Consider the following 17,947-nt stretch of genomic DNA (forward strand, 5'->3'; position numbering starts at 1 on the left):
GTTGCTCCGTAGGCTCTTTTTCCCAAAAACAACTTCATATGCATACATAATGATCAGTCATCATTATCTTCGTCTTCGTTAGTGCTGTAAACTGTACGTTTTCTTGCCATAGCATCACTTTCAAGATACTCATCATAAGTAGAGCGCTTATCGATAAGTGAGCCATCAGGCAGGATCTCCATTATTCTGTTTGCTGTTGTCTGAACTACCTGGTGGTCACGGCAGGCAAAAAGCTCAACCCCGGGGAATTTGATCATACCCTGGTTAAGTGCTGTGATTGATTCCATATCAAGGTGGTTGGTAGGCTCATCAAAGATAAGGCAATTTGCACCGCTTATCATCATCTTACTGAGCATACAACGAACTCTCTCACCTCCGGAGAGAACCTTAACCTTCTTAACACCATCCTCACCGGCAAAGAGCATACGGCCAAGGAATCCGCGGACATATGTTACATCCTTAATCTCGGAATAGCCTGTAAGCCACTCGGTAATAGTATAGTCATTATCAAACTCGCTCGAATTATCCTTGGGGAAGTAAGCCTGTGAAGTAGTTACACCCCATTTATATGTGCCCTCGTCGGGCTCAATCTCGCCGGAAATAATCTGGAAAAGAGTTGTCTTAGCAAGCTCATTTCCACCGACGAATGCAATCTTATCATCATGCTGTACAACAAATGAAATATTATCAAGAACCTTCTCACCGTTAACAGTCTTACTGATTCCATCAACTGTAAGCACTTCGTTACCGATCTCTCTCTCAGGTCTGAAATCAATATAAGGATATTTTCTTGAAGAGGGCTTAATAGTATCAAGCTCGATCTTCTCAAGCGCTTTCTTACGTGAAGTAGCCTGCTTAGACTTACTTGCGTTAGCGGAGAATCTTGCAATGAACTCTTTAAGTTCCTTGATCTGCTCTTCCTTCTTCTTATTTGCTTCCTTCATCTGACGAATCATAAGCTGTGACGACTCGTACCAGAAATCGTAGTTACCAGCATAGAGCTGAATCTTACCGTAATCAATATCAGCGATATGTGTACATACCTTATTAAGGAAGTAACGATCATGAGATACAACAATGACAGTATTCTCAAAATTGATAAGAAACTCCTCGAGCCATGCAATAGCATCCATATCCAAGTGGTTGGTAGGCTCATCGAGAAGCAGGATGTCGGGATTACCGAAAAGCGCTCTTGCAAGAAGTACCTTTACCTTCTGATTACCGTCAAGTTCCTTCATAAGCTTGTAGTGGAACTCAGTCTCGATTCCAAGGCCGTTAAGAAGGCTCTCTGCATCTGACTCAGCTTCCCATCCGTTCATTTCAGCAAATTCAGCTTCAAGCTCACTTGCACGGATACCATCTTCATCAGAGAAATCTTCCTTTGCGTAAATAGCGTCCTTCTCCTTCATGATCTCATAGAGACGGGCGTTACCCATGATAACTGTATCAAGTACAGTGAATTCATCATATTTGAAGTGATCCTGCTCCAGGAAAGAAAGACGCTGGCCGGGAGTAATAGCAATATCTCCGTTGGTGGTCTCAAGCTTACCTGATAATATCTTAAGGAAAGTAGATTTTCCCGCACCGTTGGCACCAATTATTCCATAACAGTTGCCCTCGGTGAATTTTATGTTTACATCCTCAAACAGAGCCTTTTTACCGACTCTTAGTGTGACATTGTTTGCACTGATCATATTGAAAAACTACCTCCGATCGTGTTTCTTCTATAATTAAGTAACCAACTTGGTATTATATTTGATACCCCTCAAAAATGCAATGTCTATTTATTGACAAAATACCTTGAAAGTCGTTAAATTATTATCGTATGTGAGGGGAACTATTCATTTTATTTCTATGGAGGAAAAGATATGAAAACAAGAAACAAAATAGGGGTAATGAAAAGAGTATTATCACTCGTAATGGCAATGGTATTTGTACTCTCTATGCCGTTAACAGTAGAAGCTAAGGTAAGACTGTTAAACCTGTAGCACACAAATTCGCTACACGCGCTTCTGAGTTAGAGCCAATCTCAACAGAAATATCAAAGGGCACTCACAATGTTGTTGTCAAAAAAACCGAAGGTGTTTTCTGTGAGGGCTATGTAAAATTCGTAGCACCGGAATCAAGAACATACACCATTACAGTCAGCAATATAAAAGCAAAGGGTGCAAAAAGCTGCCTTGGATCACTTTTCGGACAGACCCGTCCTGTAAATTCAGATTCAGACGTTCTTGATTTTGCTTATTTTGACACAAAAGGAAAAGAGCACAATTGGCTGAATGTAAGCTCCAGAAAGTATAAAAAATATCTTGCCAAGAGAACCGGAAAAGTCACTCTTGAAGCAGGACAGACTCTTTATCTTCAGTTGTCCTTAGTTGCCAGCAAGAAGACTAAGTCCGCTTCTGCAAGAATCAAAATCAAATAATTTTCAGAAACAGAATATATAGAAAAAACAGCATCGCCATACTGACGATGCTGTTTTTATTTCCTATACTCTTTAATCTTTTCCACCACCTCATACGGAACAACCATCCTGCCGGTACCGCAGCCAAGATCTATATGCGGTTTATTTCCGCCATGAAAATCCGATCCGCCACTTATCAGAAGGTTGTACTTAGCCGCAATACTTTTCATGTCCCGCTCATCCTGTGCGGTATATGTTCCATATATAGCTTCGATACCCACAAGCCCCGCATCCTTCATGGAATGAACAAGCTCATCCATCGCATCTCTTCCCAGGCCGTACAGAACAGGATGGGCAAGAATCGGAATTCCGCCACCTGAAATAATCTGCTCTATTGCCATTTCAGGTGTTATTTTTTCCCTGGGTACATAGCATGGGCAATGATCTCCGATGAATCTGTCGAACGCCTCCTTAATGCTTGTTGTATACCCCTTTGCAAGAAGGAGTCTTCCGAAATGAGCCCTCGTAATTACAGCTCCGGGATTATTCTCCACCAGTTCCTCGTAGGTTATCGGCATTCCGGCGTCTGTCAGCTTTTTACACATTTTCCTGTTGCGTTCTTCCCTGGAATCAATAAAGCTTTGAAGTGATCTTTTGAAATCATCATCCTTATAATTGATATAAAGGCCGACCACATGAACATCCTTGCCATTTCTTACAGTTGAATATTCGATACCGGGAATTACTTCAAGATCAGGATACTTATCTCCCTCTTCTATCGCCTCCGAAAGGCCGGAAATAGTATCATGATCGGTAAGAGCTATTGCAGAAAGCCCAATTTCATGGGCATACCTGATAAGCTCGGAGGGGCTGTAGGTCCCATCCGAAGCCGCAGAATGAGTGTGTAAGTCAACTTTTTTCATACCTGTCTCCGTATAATCAAATTATATAACCAGTAGCAATAATCTTCGTTTTTCGCAGTTACTATTTTAACATACTATCAGTCTCTCGTTGCCCGCATCTCTTTCTTATTTTCATACATCATACTGTCAGCTCTTTTAAATACATCACTTACATTCTCATCAATTCCCGGTGAATATACTGCAAGTCCAATAGCGGCTGATATTTTTTCCCAGGGCTTAAGAGTATCATCTTTTTCCATCTCTTTTAATTTATTCGCAAACTCATTAAGAAGTGCATCTTTGTTATTAAAATCACTTCCCCATAATACCACGGCAAATTCATCTCCGCCCAAACGAAATACAGGCGAATGGCAGAAGATTTTACATACGATATCGCAAAGTCTCTTAATTGCTATGTTCCCCTGCTCATGACCATAATTGTCATTTATGCGTTTCAGGAAATTAAGATCAATCATGGCAATAGCAAACTCAACATCAGGATTACGCCTAAGCTCCCTGTCCAGCTTTATTATCTCTTTGTCATAGGCTGTCTTGTTACGGATTCCCGTAAGGGCATCCTTATGAGCAAGCTCAGCCATCTCTGCTGCATGTTCCTTGGTGCTATGAAGCTCCTTTGAGGTCTTCATCAGGTTCAGCATATAATCGTTAAGTTCACGAATCATAGCAGCTGTTCTTCTTGCGAGATTTGTAATCTCATGGTTTCCCAAACTGATGTTATCGAATTTATCAGCCGTGGAAACCTCTTTATTATCTGCATATTCGTCCATGAACTTTTCCATCTTATGAAGCTTTAAAATGTATTGGTGGTTTATAAACCACAGCATGCTATACATACATAGCAATAAAATAACAGCCACTATTACCACTTCTTTAATAGTGTTACTCAGAATTCCTTTGTTGACCGCTTCCACGGTGATATCCGCACATACTATGCCTATCATCTCCCCGCTTACATATAGAGGAGTATAGTATCCATAAGTCTTGCCGAACTGATTATCATAGGAATCATAGCCGCTGGGACTTTTTCCAGTCTGATATGTCTCCCATAGCTTGGGATAACTGTCTTCAGGAACCTCCGCATCAAAATCGAACTCCATGATACTCTTTCCGTCTACTACCTTTTCTGTTCTGAGTCCGTCGAAGACATAGTACATAAGCGGTGGCGTATCTGTCGGTACAAGATAATAAACGTATTCGGTACCAAACTCCTCATTGAATTCTTCAAAAATATTCAGCCACTGCTCATATTTATAGGTAGTAAAAGCTATTTTAGCTTCATTAGTCATATCAGAAAACGCTATGGTTTTCTCAAAAACTTCTCCGCCGTATTGCTCAGAAAAAATTCTCTCCCATTCATTTCTTGCAGGAATATAGTTGCCGTCATAATCATATGGGATGACTATATTCTCATGGTTCTCAAGAAAATATTCCTGCATAAGTCTGAATTCATCTCCGTCAGCTTCAATTAAAGCTTCAAGACAATTTGTAACTTCCTTGATCTGCCTCTCCTGCTGCAATATGTAGTTGTCTTCCTGGATTATATAGGTAGCTACTGCACTGATTACTATCATAATTATCATGAACATAAGAAAAATGATAGTAAATCTCGCCAGAAGCCCGAATCTCTTCTTCATAAGCGAATGCTCCCTATGGCTAAAGTCCCTTACTTTCATTATATGCCCCAAAACTAGTATCAAAATAAACGTAATCTTATAAAAAAATAAACTTTTACAGATGTGATGTAAGAGTTTATAATGCAAAAAGTATTGTCATTTTGTTTTTGAACGGAGTTTTATATGAGCAAGATTTTTTTCACAGATTTGGATGGTACGCTTTTGACCAAAGAAAAAAAGGTGTCTCCCGCAACCATGGAGGCCCTTATACAATTTACAAATGCCGGTAATCATTTTGCCATTAATACAGGTCGTGCTTTGGAGAGTGCAATGTCTGTACAGAGGGAAAATAATCTGTTTTTCCCCGGAAGTTTCCTTATTGCCTATAACGGTTCACAGATCTATGACTGCGACACTAAGAAAGATGTATACAGAACCGGTATCCCTTTTGATATGATTCCCGACATCTTTGCTTTATCAAAAGAATACGGTGTTCACTGCCACACCTATACAGATGAAAATATAGTTACTCCGGCCGAGGATGAAGAGCTTAAATACTATAGAAGAGTGATACATACCCCATATATAGTTTCAGAAGACATAAACTCTGCTCTCACCGATATCCCCTGCAAAATAATAGGAATAGAGCTTCATGACAGAGAAAAAATAGATCGTTTCAAAGCTGCTGTCGAAGAACTTGCAGGAGATAAGCTTACTCTTCTGTACTCCAATCCCTACTATCTTGAAATATTTAACTCCGAGGCAGGAAAAGGAAGCGCAGTTACAAGGCTTGCAGATTACCTGGGCATTCCTCATGAAAACACTTTGGCGGCAGGTGACGAAGAAAACGATATTTCAATGATTGAAGCCGCAGGTCTCGGAATCGGCATGATCAACGGAACAGAGGATGTAAAAAAAGCCGCCGATATTATCACCGAAACCGATAATAATAACGACGGCCTTGCAAAGATTCTTATGGCAAATATTTAAAGCTTTCTATTTAAGCAATTTCTCGAATTCAGCTTCGGGCAAAGGCTTGTAAAAATAGAATCCCTGAATGTAGTCACAGTCCGCATCCTGCAGGAATTTAAGCTGTTTCTCATTCTCCACTCCTTCCGCAGTAACCTTTGCACCAATGGCATGTGCAAGCTTTATGGTAGAAATGATTATGGATTCGGACTTCTTGTTGATACCGATTTTCCTAATAAAGCCTATGTCGAGTTTTATAATATCAAAATCAAAGGTTTCAAGCATTGATAATGAACTCATGCCGCTTCCATAATCATCAAGAAGGATTTGAATTCCATGCTTTTTTAGTTTGCCAAGATATTCAAGGGCCTTGGTCTCAAGATCCGCATAGGCAGACTCAGTTACCTCAAATCTGACCATAGCAGGCTCTATCTTCTTGCCTTTTATTGATTCGAAGATGTTTTCCATAAATAGCGAATCGTAAAAATCAACTCTGGAGAGATTAATCGCACAGGGTACCGCCATTTTTCCCGCGGCATAACACCTTTCGATGAAATCAATCCCGCTCTCGAGCATGAATTTATCAAGAATAGCTGTCTTTCCCTCCGATTCAATAATAGGAATAAAGTCTACTGGAGATACCATACCAAGATCTCTGTGCTGCCATCTTATAAGCATCTCCGCACTTACTATCTCTCCTGTCTTCGCATTGACTATGGGCTGGTAATACGGCATAAACTCATTATCTGCCAGTGCTCGCTCAAAATCAGACAACAGGAATCTCTGCTTTACATAATTCTCCTTCATCGAATCATCATAGTACGCAAACAGCTGATTTCGCTTGTTGTTTCGAATACTCTTTTCAGCGAGCTTCGCTCCGTCCAAAATAGCGGATATTCCTACTCTCGGATTGGTTATACGGAAAATTCCGCAGTATATTTCATAGCTGTATTTTATGGATTCAGTCCTGAAAACCTGCCGACACATTGATCTTATATTTTTTTCTATAAGATTATCATCCGCTGTTATAAGGGCAAAGTTATCCCCTTCCAGTCTCCCCATGAGAACAGGATGAAGATACTTTCTGAGGGCATCCCTCGTCTGGAATATTACAAGATCTCCCTTTTGATTACCAAACAACTCATTTACGGCTTTCAGCCCTTTTACATTAGCAAACACGAGTGAATAGTGGTCATCCCGGTGCAATTCGGACAGGAAGAGCTTTGCTCTGTCCAAAAAACCGGTTCTGGCATATTCATCTGTCATCCAGTCATAATCAAGAACAGATGTTATGTCAATATAAATAATCATCAGCCAGTCCGGATATCCCGGAACTTCCTTTGCCCTGATATTCTTAGCGCGGCGACCATCCTCATAGTCCACATGAACAGTTCTTACAAACTCGCCTCGCTTCGCCAGTTCTTCCTGTATTGAGGATATTCTGACCTGTTCAAGGAATATCTCCTGCTCCTCCTTTACAAGTGTCTGAGAAAGTCTTTTGCATATTTCTTTATAATCGAATCTGCTCTCTGTGAAAATTCCCCAGAGGCTCATATCCAAATGATAGACCTCACATCTTTCTTCATTCTTTTCTACAGCAAAGATCATGTCATAGCCTTCGGAAATAAGGCTTCTTATCACAGGCTGTTCAACATAACTCATAAACGGAATAATTTTTCCCGGTTTAACGGGATAAATAACTCCGTCTTCAATTACTTCACCTTTTCCGAAAAACGAGGTCTCTCCGTTTTTTACTTTAAAATAACTGCCGTCGGATATCAGATAAAATTTACAGCCAAAGCTGTCAGGAATAACAATATCATCTATTAAATTCAGACCATCCACACTTCGCTCTCTTATATAATCTCTGTGAGGAATTATCTGAATGTTAGTCAGATCCAGGCCATCCGAAAACCTGACATAGTTGGGGTCTGCCGCTTCACCTTCAAGCTCAGGCGTATGATACACATAGAATGCAGCATTCATCGCACCTGCACCCTGTCCGATAATAACGCCATCATATCTCGAAAGTGCTTCCTTTAATCCTATACGCTTCATAAATGCAAGCTGCGACGGAGCATGACCGCTTGCGAGGAATATCACATCTGACCATGCCACCATGTCATTAGCCGAATCCTCTTCCGTTAGAGTTTTACATTCACTGACAGATAAATTTGCAGAAGCAAAGATGTCCAGAATGATCTGCCTTTTCTTCCCGTTTTCTTTAACCTCCTCCGGATTGCAAGGCACATAGAGGAGTTTTGCGTCTTTAGGCCATTCAGTTTTAAGTTCATCAAAAAAGCCGTAGTTATCCAAGGGTTCTGCTTTTTCTCGAGCCCCCTGCACTTTATATGGGATAAAACTACTTGTCAGATAAAGAACCATGCGCCTTCTCCTTAGTTATATCCTTATTTGCGTACATCATTCTGTCTGCCTTATCATATACCTGCTCATGTGTATCGCCTTCATGCCGCTTAGCTATACCATAAGCAAAGCTTATCGGAAAATCACCGTATTTCTCATCACAACTGCCTTTCTCCAAAACAGATGCTGCAATTGCATCAAGCACCTCCTCTGAATCTTTGGATACAAGGCAGAATTCATCTCCGCCAACCCTGTATAGCCTTCCATGACCTTCAAAAGCATCTGCCAGAGTCCTTGCCGTTGCGTAAATATAACGGTCTCCGGTTTTATGACCCTTGGTGTCATTATATTTTTTAAGATCGTTCATATCGACCATCAAAATAGCATTATATTTGTCTTTAATATATGCCATAGTTTTCTCGTAGGCATTTCTGTTAGGAAGATTCGTTATAACATCCTTTTTGTTGTAAAGCTCAGATACCGCCAAATACATAAGGATATACGCTATCCCAAGTCCTACCCACAAAGTTTTAAAATCATAGTTAATCCATGACGCAAGGAAGCCCAAGAGCATTGTAAGTCCGACAAATCCTGCAAGAAAGATGTTTTCATAATCAAAAGCCGTGGCAATAACCATATCCGCAAGGAATATCATAAAAGCCCCAAAACATAGTATATGCATCACCAGTCCAAAGGGTCTGAAAACCATGTAGGAATCTTTATGATAAAAAACAATCGGAGTGAAGATATTGGCTATGTCCGATATCGCAAGAATCAGCATAAGGATAAGTCCCACGAAATGTCTGAGTCTCCTGCCTCTTTGTATATATATTATAAAAAAGGTACTAAGTCCCACCGGTATCAGCAGGTAAATAATGCAAGTAACTAAATTTAGAATATAATCGGTTGTCTCATTGTTCGGAAGTGTATATTGAAGCACATACCACAACATATCCAGGCAGTAGAGACCGGCAAGCATCACACCGGAAAAAGGATGCCGAATCTGGCATCTTTTCTCAGATGCTTATTATTTCGAACAAGCACAGCAACATAAATAACTATTGCAATACCTATTATGTCGGAAAACTCGATCCACATAATGAAGTCTCCTGCTATATGTGCTCATTATCAGTGTCTTATCGCATAACTCCCCAATAATATAATCATACATTTTTATTATAAACTTATCTTATTCACAATTAGCGCTGTTTAGATTTTTTTAAGATAGTTTTCAGTAATAAAAAACCTGAGGCATAAAAATGCACTCAAGTCTCTCATACTTCTTCGCTTATATATATTCTTTTGCTCTTAAGCCATTTCAACGCATCTTCGTCACTGTCAAAAAAGTAACCAGCTGCTTCGCAAAATGAATCAAGATCCGTGATTTTGGCCATTATGATTGGGCTATCCGGTAAAACTTCTCCGCTATCCTCCGCTCTTAATGCTTCTTCCTTGTTCATTCTTCTTATATAGTCTTCATCTCTCATACAAAAAACATCATAGCGTTTCCTGATCTCTACAAAATCCCGGATTCTTTCCGTGGTAAAGTCGCATATCTTTTCAAATCCCATCCAGGAGTATATTGATTCATCCACGGGCATGAGATAAATAAATGGAACGCGTTCTTCTTTCATAAGCTCAAAAGCTTCCCGAAAAACTGCGGACATCTGTCCCTCATGGCGTCTGCCCTCTTTGGTTGCCACAGCCACAACATAGTAACTCTTTACAACCTTTCCGCACAGATTTATATAATACGGATTCAGATGAAGCATAGATATTACTTCATTATCTTCCAGGCTGACTATCATACGATTGTCCAGGCACTTATCCGAATAATAATAATCAACAAAGGCTTTAGGATCATCAAAAGCCTCTTCATACAGACTTCTTGTTTTGTTTTTATCCAAATACTCTGTTATCATGCTGTTTTCTCGTATAAATGATTGCACGCTGCTTTCTCACAGACTCTGTATTTCCTGGCATAGCCAGTAGGGTTATAGCTCTCCTTAGCCCGCCTTAGTCCTTCGATGCCCATGTCATCCTCTCTGTTGACAATTTTAGCATCCTCATACGAATTAAGTAAAAACTGCTGATTTATAACCTGATATATACCGGGGATATTGGAATTACCTTTTTCGATGCTAATGACTGCCATCTTCTCCCTGCTGTTATAAGAGCCGATTGTAAAAGCTTCCAGAACTTCATCGATAAAAATACCACCTACTCTGAACGTAACCTTGTCGCAGTTACGAAGAATATCAATAACTCCATCCTTTTCAACAAGAAGCGTATCTCTGCTCTCTACGCCTTCGGACAATCTGTTCTCCACCCATTTTTCCATAAAAATTTCAAGAAAGTACTCATCGACGCAGCACATGGTCTTATACTCCCATCTGCCCTCATACTCCTTCATGAATTTGTTTATAAGATTTCTCTTCTTCTGATATTTCTTACCCGGAAGAGTTCTAAGTTCTTCAGCATCATAGAGATAATCCTTAAGGTCACTTTCCTCTTCTACCATATAATTTGGATTATTCAATAATCCCAGCACATCAAGCGCATCTTCATCTGCCAGGTCTATCCTGAGCGGACAGCCAAGCTCATCATTAAAATATTTTTTCAAAAGCTCAAAATATTCGGGAAGCTCCTCTTCTCTACAATAGGGCATTGCCGCAAAATATCCCGCTTCATCTTTCATAAGAATAATTGCAGCCTTGTCCTCTATATATACCTCTGTGTTATATAAATTCTTCCAAATATAGGTATCAAGAACTGTGCTGTCACAGGTCTTATTTCCTCTTAGTGCATAAATCTCCGAAAGCTTTGCAGCCTCTTCAAATGACGGTTTGTGGAATGTAAGCTTTTTATCCATGACTTTTTCTCCATATAACAATATTGCCGTTTGCGCTACTTGATTGTATACAATCAATATATATTATTATTCGGAAAATGTCAATTTATTAGTATCATAAAATTCCTGATCGTTATTACTACTGCTGCTACCACATAACAAATCCCGAAAAATGTTGCAATTAGTCGGTAATATGCATTATTTTGTATAGAAACACATGTTAAAAATCACTCTTACTGTGGAGGTGTAAAATGTTAAATAAACAGTATTTAAAAATAAATGTTATAGCTGCGATGTTTTCGGCTCTTGCGATTGCATTTGCTGTAAGCGGATGTGGTACTCCCACAGCTAAAAATAATACCGGTGAGTCCGAATCAACATCAGAAAAAGTTGAAGTTTCTACTGACAACACAAATGAATCCAGCACAGAAAATACTACAGAAGAGTACGACAACCGCGTTCTGTATCAGAGCTACCTGAATAACACGCTTCGCGTAGAGGGTAGCTATTTCCTGGAAAAATATCAGGAAATGATAGATCTATATGGCGAGCTGCAGGCATATTATTACGATGTTGATGAGGACGGAGAAAAAGAACTTCTTATCAATGAACCTTCCTACGGCTTTGATATTTTTGATGTAAAGGACGGATCTGTTTATCTTCTTACCTGCGGAGACGGAACTTCGGCTTTTTGCTCTGTTTATGAAGGTAACGGACATACATATATCAGCCACAGCGACTTTTCTCATATGGGAAGGCAGTACCAGGATCTGGCCAGATATGATGCTGAGGGCAGGATTGTCGAACAGATGAGCATCTATGCTGAGTACTTCGATGCTGAGGAAGACGTCTATAACGAAAACAGTGACTTCACCTACAATGGTAAGCCCATAACCATGCAGGAATACGAATCCTACATGGATACTTACAAATTTGTTGACCCGGATGTAATGGAAAAAGCAGTTTTTGATATGCCTGCTCCTACTGCCAAAGCAAAAACTGACTACAATCTTTATGAAGAATACTACACCATCGTTGATCAGGCTGACCCGCTTAAATGGGACGGCTTTCAGCTGATTGACCTTGACGAAGACGGCACCCCTGAACTATTCGCGACCTGCACAAATGAAAACAGACCAGATCCCGGAATACAGCCCTACATGATAGTTGGCTATAATGATCAGGGCGTTGTTATGAATGACGACTTAGGTGACGGAGTCGCTTCAGCCGGAGGTTACAGAGGAACTCTCTACTATCTTCCCGGCACCGGCAAGCTGCTTGACAGCGCAATCCAGGCTCCTCTGGGCCTCCCTTCCGACACAATCTATGAGATGAAGGACGGCTCAATCAACTATACTCAATATGGCGGCTTTGATGTGACAGAATACCCGGATGATGACGATTATAATAGCTGGGATCCCATGGAACACGGCGAATGGAATTGGATGAATGAACCCGTTTCAGAAGATGAATATAAGCAAAAATTTTTAGAGGCCACGGAAAATACTTCCGGTATAGCCATGAGTGAAATTGACTACATGGATAAGGAATCCATGCTAAAAAAATTGAAAGAACTGATGTAGGGCAGTCAAATATCATGCCCTACATTGTGATCGTTACCTTCGTCCCATTCATCAAAAATATCAATCCTGGGATTATCAAGTAACTCTTTATAAAAATCACTACTGTAAAAATCTGTTATGGCAGCCACATCCCGCAAGGGACCTCCGGGAACTGTAGTGTAAATGCTCAGGTTTATACGTTTAAAATGCGCAAGACCAATCTCTATGTCCTTCTTTAGCTGATCAATGGTCTGTCCCTGCATGCCATACATTAGGTTGATCCACTGATAATGAGCAGATAATTCTTCAGGGGTGACACCGGGTAATCCCTTATGCAAATAGTCCTCCCTGAGTTTTTCATCAAAGGTTTCCACTCCGCATCTGAAAAGAACATCGATGTTGTAAGCTTTAAAAAAGTCTACGAAAAACGGATTACTATCCCTGTAAATATAATGCCCCTCAAGGATGACGGTTTTTATACCTTTTTCCGCGCAGGTTTCCCTTATGTAATTCATGGTGGTAAAAGGAAGCTCGGTATAAGAAGCAGAACAGGTTACGTCAAGGCATGAAGAGCAAATATCCTTGCCTCTTACCTGCTTAAGAACCTTCTTGTTTACAGCATCGCATGCCAGGACAGAAGATGATTTATCATCCTGATAATCGCAGAAGGCGCATTTCCCCCATGAACATCCAAGTGATACCAAAAGCACATTTTCCCTTGGCAGGGCGCTCTTATTATCAAACTGATATCTTACAAGATCATGTATCATGCTGCAGCCTCGGTGACATCTTCCGCATCTTCTTTGATTTCTCCGTTTTCCTCTTCAATAAGAATTCCTGATTTTTTGCTGATTTTCGCAAGGTACAGGAAAGGTGTATCGCAAAGAGCAATAAGCATCTCAATCAGTGAGCCTGCAACTGCTATCTCAAGACAGTAAAGAAGATCATATGTGCCGATAAATGCAAGAATGGAAAATGCAAAGTTTTCAGCGCAATTGCAAAGGATTGTGGAGATGTTATTTCTAAACCACATGTGTTTTCCGTTGGTTTTTTCCTTAATCTTCTGATATAAGATTACATCGAGCCAGTTTGACAGCACAAACATAAGACCGGATGCAGCTGTGATTCTTACTGACATAGCAAAAATAGTCTTCATACCGGGATCCACAGCGTCATAAGCATTGGGGATAAAGCTCTGGGTGAACTGCGCAAAAACGATGTATGCGATAAGTGAAGCGGCCGCAATTTTTACGGCATTTTTGCTGGCTTTTACGCTGTATTTTTCATTGAGGATATCTGTAGCCAAATAGGTTGAAGCAAACATTACATTGCCGAGCGCAGTGGATATACCTGCAATATCGACCTGCTTTGAAACCTGTATGTTGGCAAATACTACTGCAAGAGCCATCCAGGTATAAAGTCCCCTCTTGCCAAAAAGCCTGTCCATAATTACAACGCCGGAAAAACAAACGACCAACTCAAAAATTCCAAGAAATAAATTCATTATCTGTAACCTCTCTTTATATAAGCTCAGAGCAGGTCAGAAACAACGAATCATCAAAAAAGCTCTGCGCATTAGCACGCAGAGCAATCAGAATACATAGATATTTCCAATCAGCCCTGGTTTTGTTTAACGACAGGATGGTGCAAACGAACTGTCGGTGTTGAAAAGACCTTGGCTATCTTACACTGTTTGAAATATCATGTCAATAAAAATTTGTCATCTTACTCTTTTCTATTAACTATCACAATTCCTGCCGCTACAAGTACCAGAGCTACTATTCCCCTGACAGAGAACGCCTCATTTTTCTCGCCAAGAAGTATCGCAGAAAGAACAACACCCATTACAGGGTTCATGAATCCAAGGATAGAAACTCTGCTAACAGGATTATGCTTTAGAAGAATCCCCCATAAGGTATAAGCGCCGGCGGAAATAAATCCCATATATATAAGATTAAGCACGCATGCTGCGCTTCCGAATATGAGGTGCCCGCCCATGAAAAATCCGATTGTAAACAGAATTACTCCGCCAAGCATGAACTGATATCCGCTAAGAACAACCGGGCTTTCTTCCTTTGAATAAATCTTGATGAAACACGATGAAAGCGCATAGAAAAACGCTGCTGTAAGCATCGCACCTTCGCCTTGAAGTGTAACCGCTTCGCTTCCAAAGGCATTTATGCCGCCAAATATCAGCAGTATTCCGCAAAATCCTATCACACACCCAATAAATTTCCTCAGTGTAAATTTCTCAAAATGAAACAGATAGACCGCTACAAGAATCGCAAAGAAATTGCCTGACGCATTTATTATCGATCCGCGCACGCCGGTGATATGAGCCAGTGACATAAAAAAGAAGAAATACTGTCCCACGGTCTGGACCATGGAAAGCACTACAATATACTTTGTCGAACCCTTTCCGGGAACAAGTACTTTCCGGTTGATTATAGACCCGAATGCTATCGTCATAATTCCTGCCAGAAAAAACCTTGCTCCAGCAAGCATAAGCCTTGATGCAGTATCATCAGGGCCTATCCTGAACAGTTCATATGCTATTTTAATTGCCGGCAAAGCGCTTCCCCATAACACGCAGCAAAAAAGGGCTGTTAACAAAGTTACGGGGAACCATGCCCATATGGATTTTTTATTATTCATAGCACTCATTATTAATGTCTTCTAAGTAATTGTCTTTTTCGATAACATTCCTGACACATGTTGAACTTGAAGGACCACTTTAGCTTCTTACCGCAGTATATGCAGGTTCTGAGGCTTAGATTCTGCTTATCCAGAATTGTGAAAATCTTTTCGGATATCTTTCTTTTTCCGGATAATATTACCGAGAGCGCTTCCTCTTCTCCGAATATTCTCGTGAAAGAATATAAAAAGTCGTAGATAGCACTGCTTATCTCAAGTACCTGAAGGGCCTCCTTATCATCTTCGTCAACATTATCAGCCCTGTACGCCTTAATCGTTTTCCTAAGGTCAGGCATCTTGCCTTCTGAAAGCTCCTTGTAATATTCAAGATATACGGGAAAAGTATCCTTGTTGTCGGGGCTTGCCGGAATTCTTATAAACTTTCTTATCAGTTCACGATCATCGGCGATTTGTTCAAGCGCCTTTGCGATTTTTATTTTCTCGGAGATGTCTCCCTTATCATAAAAATCGTTAGCCGGTATCTGATTCCACAGTTCAAGAATTGTGGATACCTTACCGTCTTTTAATAAAAACTCCTCAGGGATGCTGACCATAGCCCTGTCTATCGGAACAGTCTTTTTGAACAACAACTTCTTTATAATTTCATAATCATAATATGAGGTCACATATCCTGTGTCATAAATCCCATATCTTCCGGCTCTTCCGGCAATCTGCTTTACCTCTGAGGAGTTGAGCGGTCTCTCATCTTTTCCGTCATATTTCACTGTCTGGAGAAAAACAACGCGCCTTATAGGCAAATTCATGCCCATTCCTATCGCATCCGTAGCAACTACAACACCTGTCTCACCGCTCGCGAATTTCTCCGCTTCCCTGTGGCGGACATCATAAGGAAGTGCCCCATATATAATACTGCATTTAATATCATTATCCTGAAGCTCTGCCGCTACGCTGTGTACATCTCTTCTTGAAAAAACAATCAGCGCATCACCATTTTGTACATCCTCGGGAAAGCTGAAATCCACAGCATTTTCATCCATAACAAGCGGTGTCATTCTCTCATGATAAGTTATCTCATAGGTATCACCGCAGGATTCTATCATCTGTATCAGAGTATCCTCAGCATCAGGAGATGCGCAAAGATGAATAAGTTTAGACCTCACTCCGAGAATAGCTGTAGTCCATGAGCCACCTCGCTGCTCATCGGCAACCATCTGGGCTTCATCTATTACAGCCATATCCCATTCTTCCTTGATATCAAGCATCTCAATGGTTGACGCCTGATGGTATGATCCCGGCATCAATATGCGCTCTTCACCGGTAATCATTGAACAGGGAACACCGTCTTTATTCATCCTCTCATACTGCTCGTAGGCGAGTAATCTGAGTGGTGCAAGGTAAATTCCGCTCCCGGCCTTCTTTAACTCTTCCATCGCCTGATGAGTTTTTCCTGAATTTGTCGGTCCGATATGGATTATGAACTTTCTCTTCATCTGCCTTGCAAGCGGAAAGAGCGTTGTAAGGTCATCAGGTGTTGAGGTCTGGATATTTTCATAGAGAAGTTTCTGCGCCTGTATGGCCTGCATGAGCTTTTTAGTCAGATATTTATATCTGGGATTTTTCCCAAGATCTGTAAGCACATCCTCTTCCGTCAGATTATCCTGAAGATATGTAACTAAGTCCCATATTTTCCTGGTCTTTCTCAGATACTTAATTATGAGCCTTGAAGCTGCTTTTTCTCTTGTCTTAGAGACAAAGGTGACTATGGCTGGATCTTGTGCTTCAAGTAAATGCTCGTAAATTGCATGCGGAATTCCCGGGAAAAATTCAGTAAGAAGCGAAGGATGCATTTTCCCCGAAAGCTGTTTACAGAACTTTTCAATATTACCTCTATAGAGCTCCTGCTTTTGTACTTTTCCATATGCCGTCTTTCCGTCAACATGGAATCTCTCCGTTCGAAGGGCACTTCTGCAAAATAAAAGAACATCCCGTCCTATTTCAGCTATATGCTTATCCCAATAGGCATCAAACTCCTGCCTTGGGAACGCTGCATCTGCATTTCTGATCTCATTTTTAAATTTTGCTTTTTTCCTGGCAAACCTGTTCTGATACTTCTTAGAAGCCATTCAATACTCCTATGTATATGTCATATTAGTTTATATGCATGATACCATATATGGATTTTCTATTGCTGTTTTTGAAAATAATTTTCACAAAACATCTTATAAAAAAAATAAAAAAACATTAAAAAACAGGCTAAAGTTTTTCGGGGTGCCCATCGATATATCTTCTGTAAGCGAAAAAGAACATTCAAATGGCCAAGATGAATGAAAGAAAAACAGAGAATTTTTTAATGGAGGTTTCTCACCAATGTATATGTATGAACTCTTTCTTTCAACAAATGTAGAAGGCAAAAGCATCCACTTTATCCAGACAAACCACAAGGCAGATAACCTTGATATCTGGCTCAAGAAGCTGGTTAAAGACAACACAATCACCGAAGATGTAGCTAACGCGGTAACCTTTGTATGGTGAAGCTGAATATAATGAAAAGCCGGCAGGCAGCTTGATTATCAAGTACGCCTACCGGCTTTATTTATTTCTTCAAT

General features: G+C 40.4%; 14 protein-coding genes. 3 read left to right on the top strand and 11 right to left on the bottom strand.

The annotated features are described in order from the left end of the window. Positions 1-53 precede the first annotated feature (53 nt). From BLR42_RS10085 to BLR42_RS10095, 3 genes are all read right to left on the bottom strand, one after another. A complete protein-coding gene (locus BLR42_RS10085; RefSeq protein ID WP_026499009.1) occupies positions 54-1,694 on the bottom strand; it encodes an ABC-F family ATP-binding cassette domain-containing protein in 1,641 nt (546 codons plus the stop codon). 787 nt (positions 1,695-2,481) lie between these two features. Further along, complete coding sequence (locus BLR42_RS10090; RefSeq protein WP_091868712.1) at positions 2,482-3,327, bottom strand: PHP domain-containing protein; 846 nt, start codon at positions 3,325-3,327, stop codon at positions 2,482-2,484. Between the two features lie 77 nt (positions 3,328-3,404). Then, positions 3,405-4,961: a GGDEF domain-containing protein gene (locus BLR42_RS10095; RefSeq protein ID WP_170832714.1), complete on the bottom strand. Its 1,557-nt coding sequence runs from the start codon at positions 4,959-4,961 to the stop codon at positions 3,405-3,407. Positions 4,962-5,123: 162 nt separating this feature from the next. Here BLR42_RS10095 and BLR42_RS10100 point away from each other — a divergent pair, with 162 nt between their 5' ends. Next, positions 5,124-5,930, top strand: coding sequence for a Cof-type HAD-IIB family hydrolase (locus tag BLR42_RS10100; protein ID WP_091868716.1), 807 nt, complete (start codon positions 5,124-5,126; stop codon positions 5,928-5,930). Positions 5,931-5,936: 6 nt separating this feature from the next. Here BLR42_RS10100 and BLR42_RS10105 read toward each other — a convergent pair whose 3' ends face one another. From BLR42_RS10105 to BLR42_RS10120, 4 genes are all read right to left on the bottom strand, one after another. After that, the gene (locus BLR42_RS10105; RefSeq protein ID WP_091868718.1) at positions 5,937-8,294 is read right to left on the bottom strand and encodes an EAL domain-containing protein; all 2,358 of its coding nucleotides are present in this window, start codon (positions 8,292-8,294) and stop codon (positions 5,937-5,939) included. Next, entirely contained in the window at positions 8,272-9,069 is a 798-nt protein-coding gene (locus BLR42_RS10110; RefSeq protein WP_207648532.1) for a GGDEF domain-containing protein, read from the bottom strand. Before BLR42_RS10110 ends, BLR42_RS10105 begins: the two co-directional genes overlap by 23 nt. A gap of 478 nt (positions 9,070-9,547) precedes the next feature. Further along, positions 9,548-10,195: a GNAT family N-acetyltransferase gene (locus BLR42_RS10115; protein WP_091868722.1), complete on the bottom strand. Its 648-nt coding sequence runs from the start codon at positions 10,193-10,195 to the stop codon at positions 9,548-9,550. Then, positions 10,192-11,145 carry a DUF2156 domain-containing protein gene (locus tag BLR42_RS10120; protein ID WP_091868724.1) on the bottom strand — a complete coding sequence of 318 codons (954 nt, stop codon included), beginning with the start codon at positions 11,143-11,145 and terminating at the stop codon, positions 10,192-10,194. Before BLR42_RS10120 ends, BLR42_RS10115 begins: the two co-directional genes overlap by 4 nt. A gap of 230 nt (positions 11,146-11,375) precedes the next feature. On the opposite strand from BLR42_RS10120, the gene BLR42_RS10125 reads away from it, so the two are divergent. Beyond that, a complete protein-coding gene (locus tag BLR42_RS10125) occupies positions 11,376-12,707 on the top strand; it encodes a hypothetical protein (RefSeq protein ID WP_091868726.1) in 1,332 nt (443 codons plus the stop codon). Positions 12,708-12,712: 5 nt separating this feature from the next. Here the strand turns inward: BLR42_RS10125 and BLR42_RS10130 are convergent, their stop codons facing one another. The 4 genes from BLR42_RS10130 to BLR42_RS10145 form a co-directional block, all read right to left on the bottom strand. Further along, positions 12,713-13,456, bottom strand: coding sequence for a hypothetical protein (locus tag BLR42_RS10130; protein WP_091868728.1), 744 nt, complete (start codon positions 13,454-13,456; stop codon positions 12,713-12,715). Further along, positions 13,453-14,190 (bottom strand): queuosine precursor transporter, encoded by a 738-nt coding sequence (locus tag BLR42_RS10135; protein ID WP_091868730.1) that lies wholly within the window; start codon positions 14,188-14,190, stop codon positions 13,453-13,455. The genes BLR42_RS10130 and BLR42_RS10135 overlap by 4 nt, the downstream gene beginning before the upstream one ends. Positions 14,191-14,411: 221 nt before the next feature. After that, positions 14,412-15,350: a DMT family transporter gene (locus BLR42_RS10140; protein ID WP_330387341.1), complete on the bottom strand. Its 939-nt coding sequence runs from the start codon at positions 15,348-15,350 to the stop codon at positions 14,412-14,414. Positions 15,351-15,352: 2 nt separating this feature from the next. Beyond that, positions 15,353-17,464, bottom strand: a complete 2,112-nt coding sequence (locus tag BLR42_RS10145; protein WP_091868732.1) for a helicase-related protein — start codon at positions 17,462-17,464, stop codon at positions 15,353-15,355. Between the two features lie 244 nt (positions 17,465-17,708). Between BLR42_RS10145 and BLR42_RS22695 the strand changes: the two genes are divergently transcribed. Further along, positions 17,709-17,873, top strand: a complete 165-nt coding sequence (locus BLR42_RS22695; protein ID WP_022761513.1) for a hypothetical protein — start codon at positions 17,709-17,711, stop codon at positions 17,871-17,873. Positions 17,874-17,947: the final 74 nt, after the last annotated feature.

Source organism: Butyrivibrio sp. INlla16 (assembly GCF_900104155.1).
Classification (GTDB): domain Bacteria; phylum Bacillota; class Clostridia; order Lachnospirales; family Lachnospiraceae; genus Butyrivibrio.

Bases quoted from the DNA above. Each gene is read 5' to 3' on its own strand.
- BLR42_RS10085 (WP_026499009.1), bottom strand. From the start codon at position 1,694: ATGATCAGTGCAAACAATGTCACACTAAGAGTCGGTAAAAAGGCTCTG.
- BLR42_RS10090 (WP_091868712.1), bottom strand. From the start codon at position 3,327: ATGAAAAAAGTTGACTTACACACTCATTCTGCGGCTTCGGATGGGACC.
- BLR42_RS10095 (WP_170832714.1), bottom strand. From the start codon at position 4,961: ATGAAGAAGAGATTCGGGCTTCTGGCGAGATTTACTATCATTTTTCTT.
- BLR42_RS10100 (WP_091868716.1), top strand. From the start codon at position 5,124: ATGAGCAAGATTTTTTTCACAGATTTGGATGGTACGCTTTTGACCAAA.
- BLR42_RS10105 (WP_091868718.1), bottom strand. From the start codon at position 8,294: ATGGTTCTTTATCTGACAAGTAGTTTTATCCCATATAAAGTGCAGGGG.
- BLR42_RS10115 (WP_091868722.1), bottom strand. From the start codon at position 10,195: ATGATAACAGAGTATTTGGATAAAAACAAAACAAGAAGTCTGTATGAA.
- BLR42_RS10120 (WP_091868724.1), bottom strand. From the start codon at position 11,145: ATGGATAAAAAGCTTACATTCCACAAACCGTCATTTGAAGAGGCTGCA.
- BLR42_RS10125 (WP_091868726.1), top strand. From the start codon at position 11,376: ATGTTAAATAAACAGTATTTAAAAATAAATGTTATAGCTGCGATGTTT.
- BLR42_RS10130 (WP_091868728.1), bottom strand. From the start codon at position 13,456: ATGATACATGATCTTGTAAGATATCAGTTTGATAATAAGAGCGCCCTG.
- BLR42_RS10135 (WP_091868730.1), bottom strand. From the start codon at position 14,190: ATGAATTTATTTCTTGGAATTTTTGAGTTGGTCGTTTGTTTTTCCGGC.
- BLR42_RS10140 (WP_330387341.1), bottom strand. From the start codon at position 15,350: ATGAGTGCTATGAATAATAAAAAATCCATATGGGCATGGTTCCCCGTA.
- BLR42_RS10145 (WP_091868732.1), bottom strand. From the start codon at position 17,464: ATGGCTTCTAAGAAGTATCAGAACAGGTTTGCCAGGAAAAAAGCAAAA.
- BLR42_RS22695 (WP_022761513.1), top strand. From the start codon at position 17,709: ATGTATATGTATGAACTCTTTCTTTCAACAAATGTAGAAGGCAAAAGC.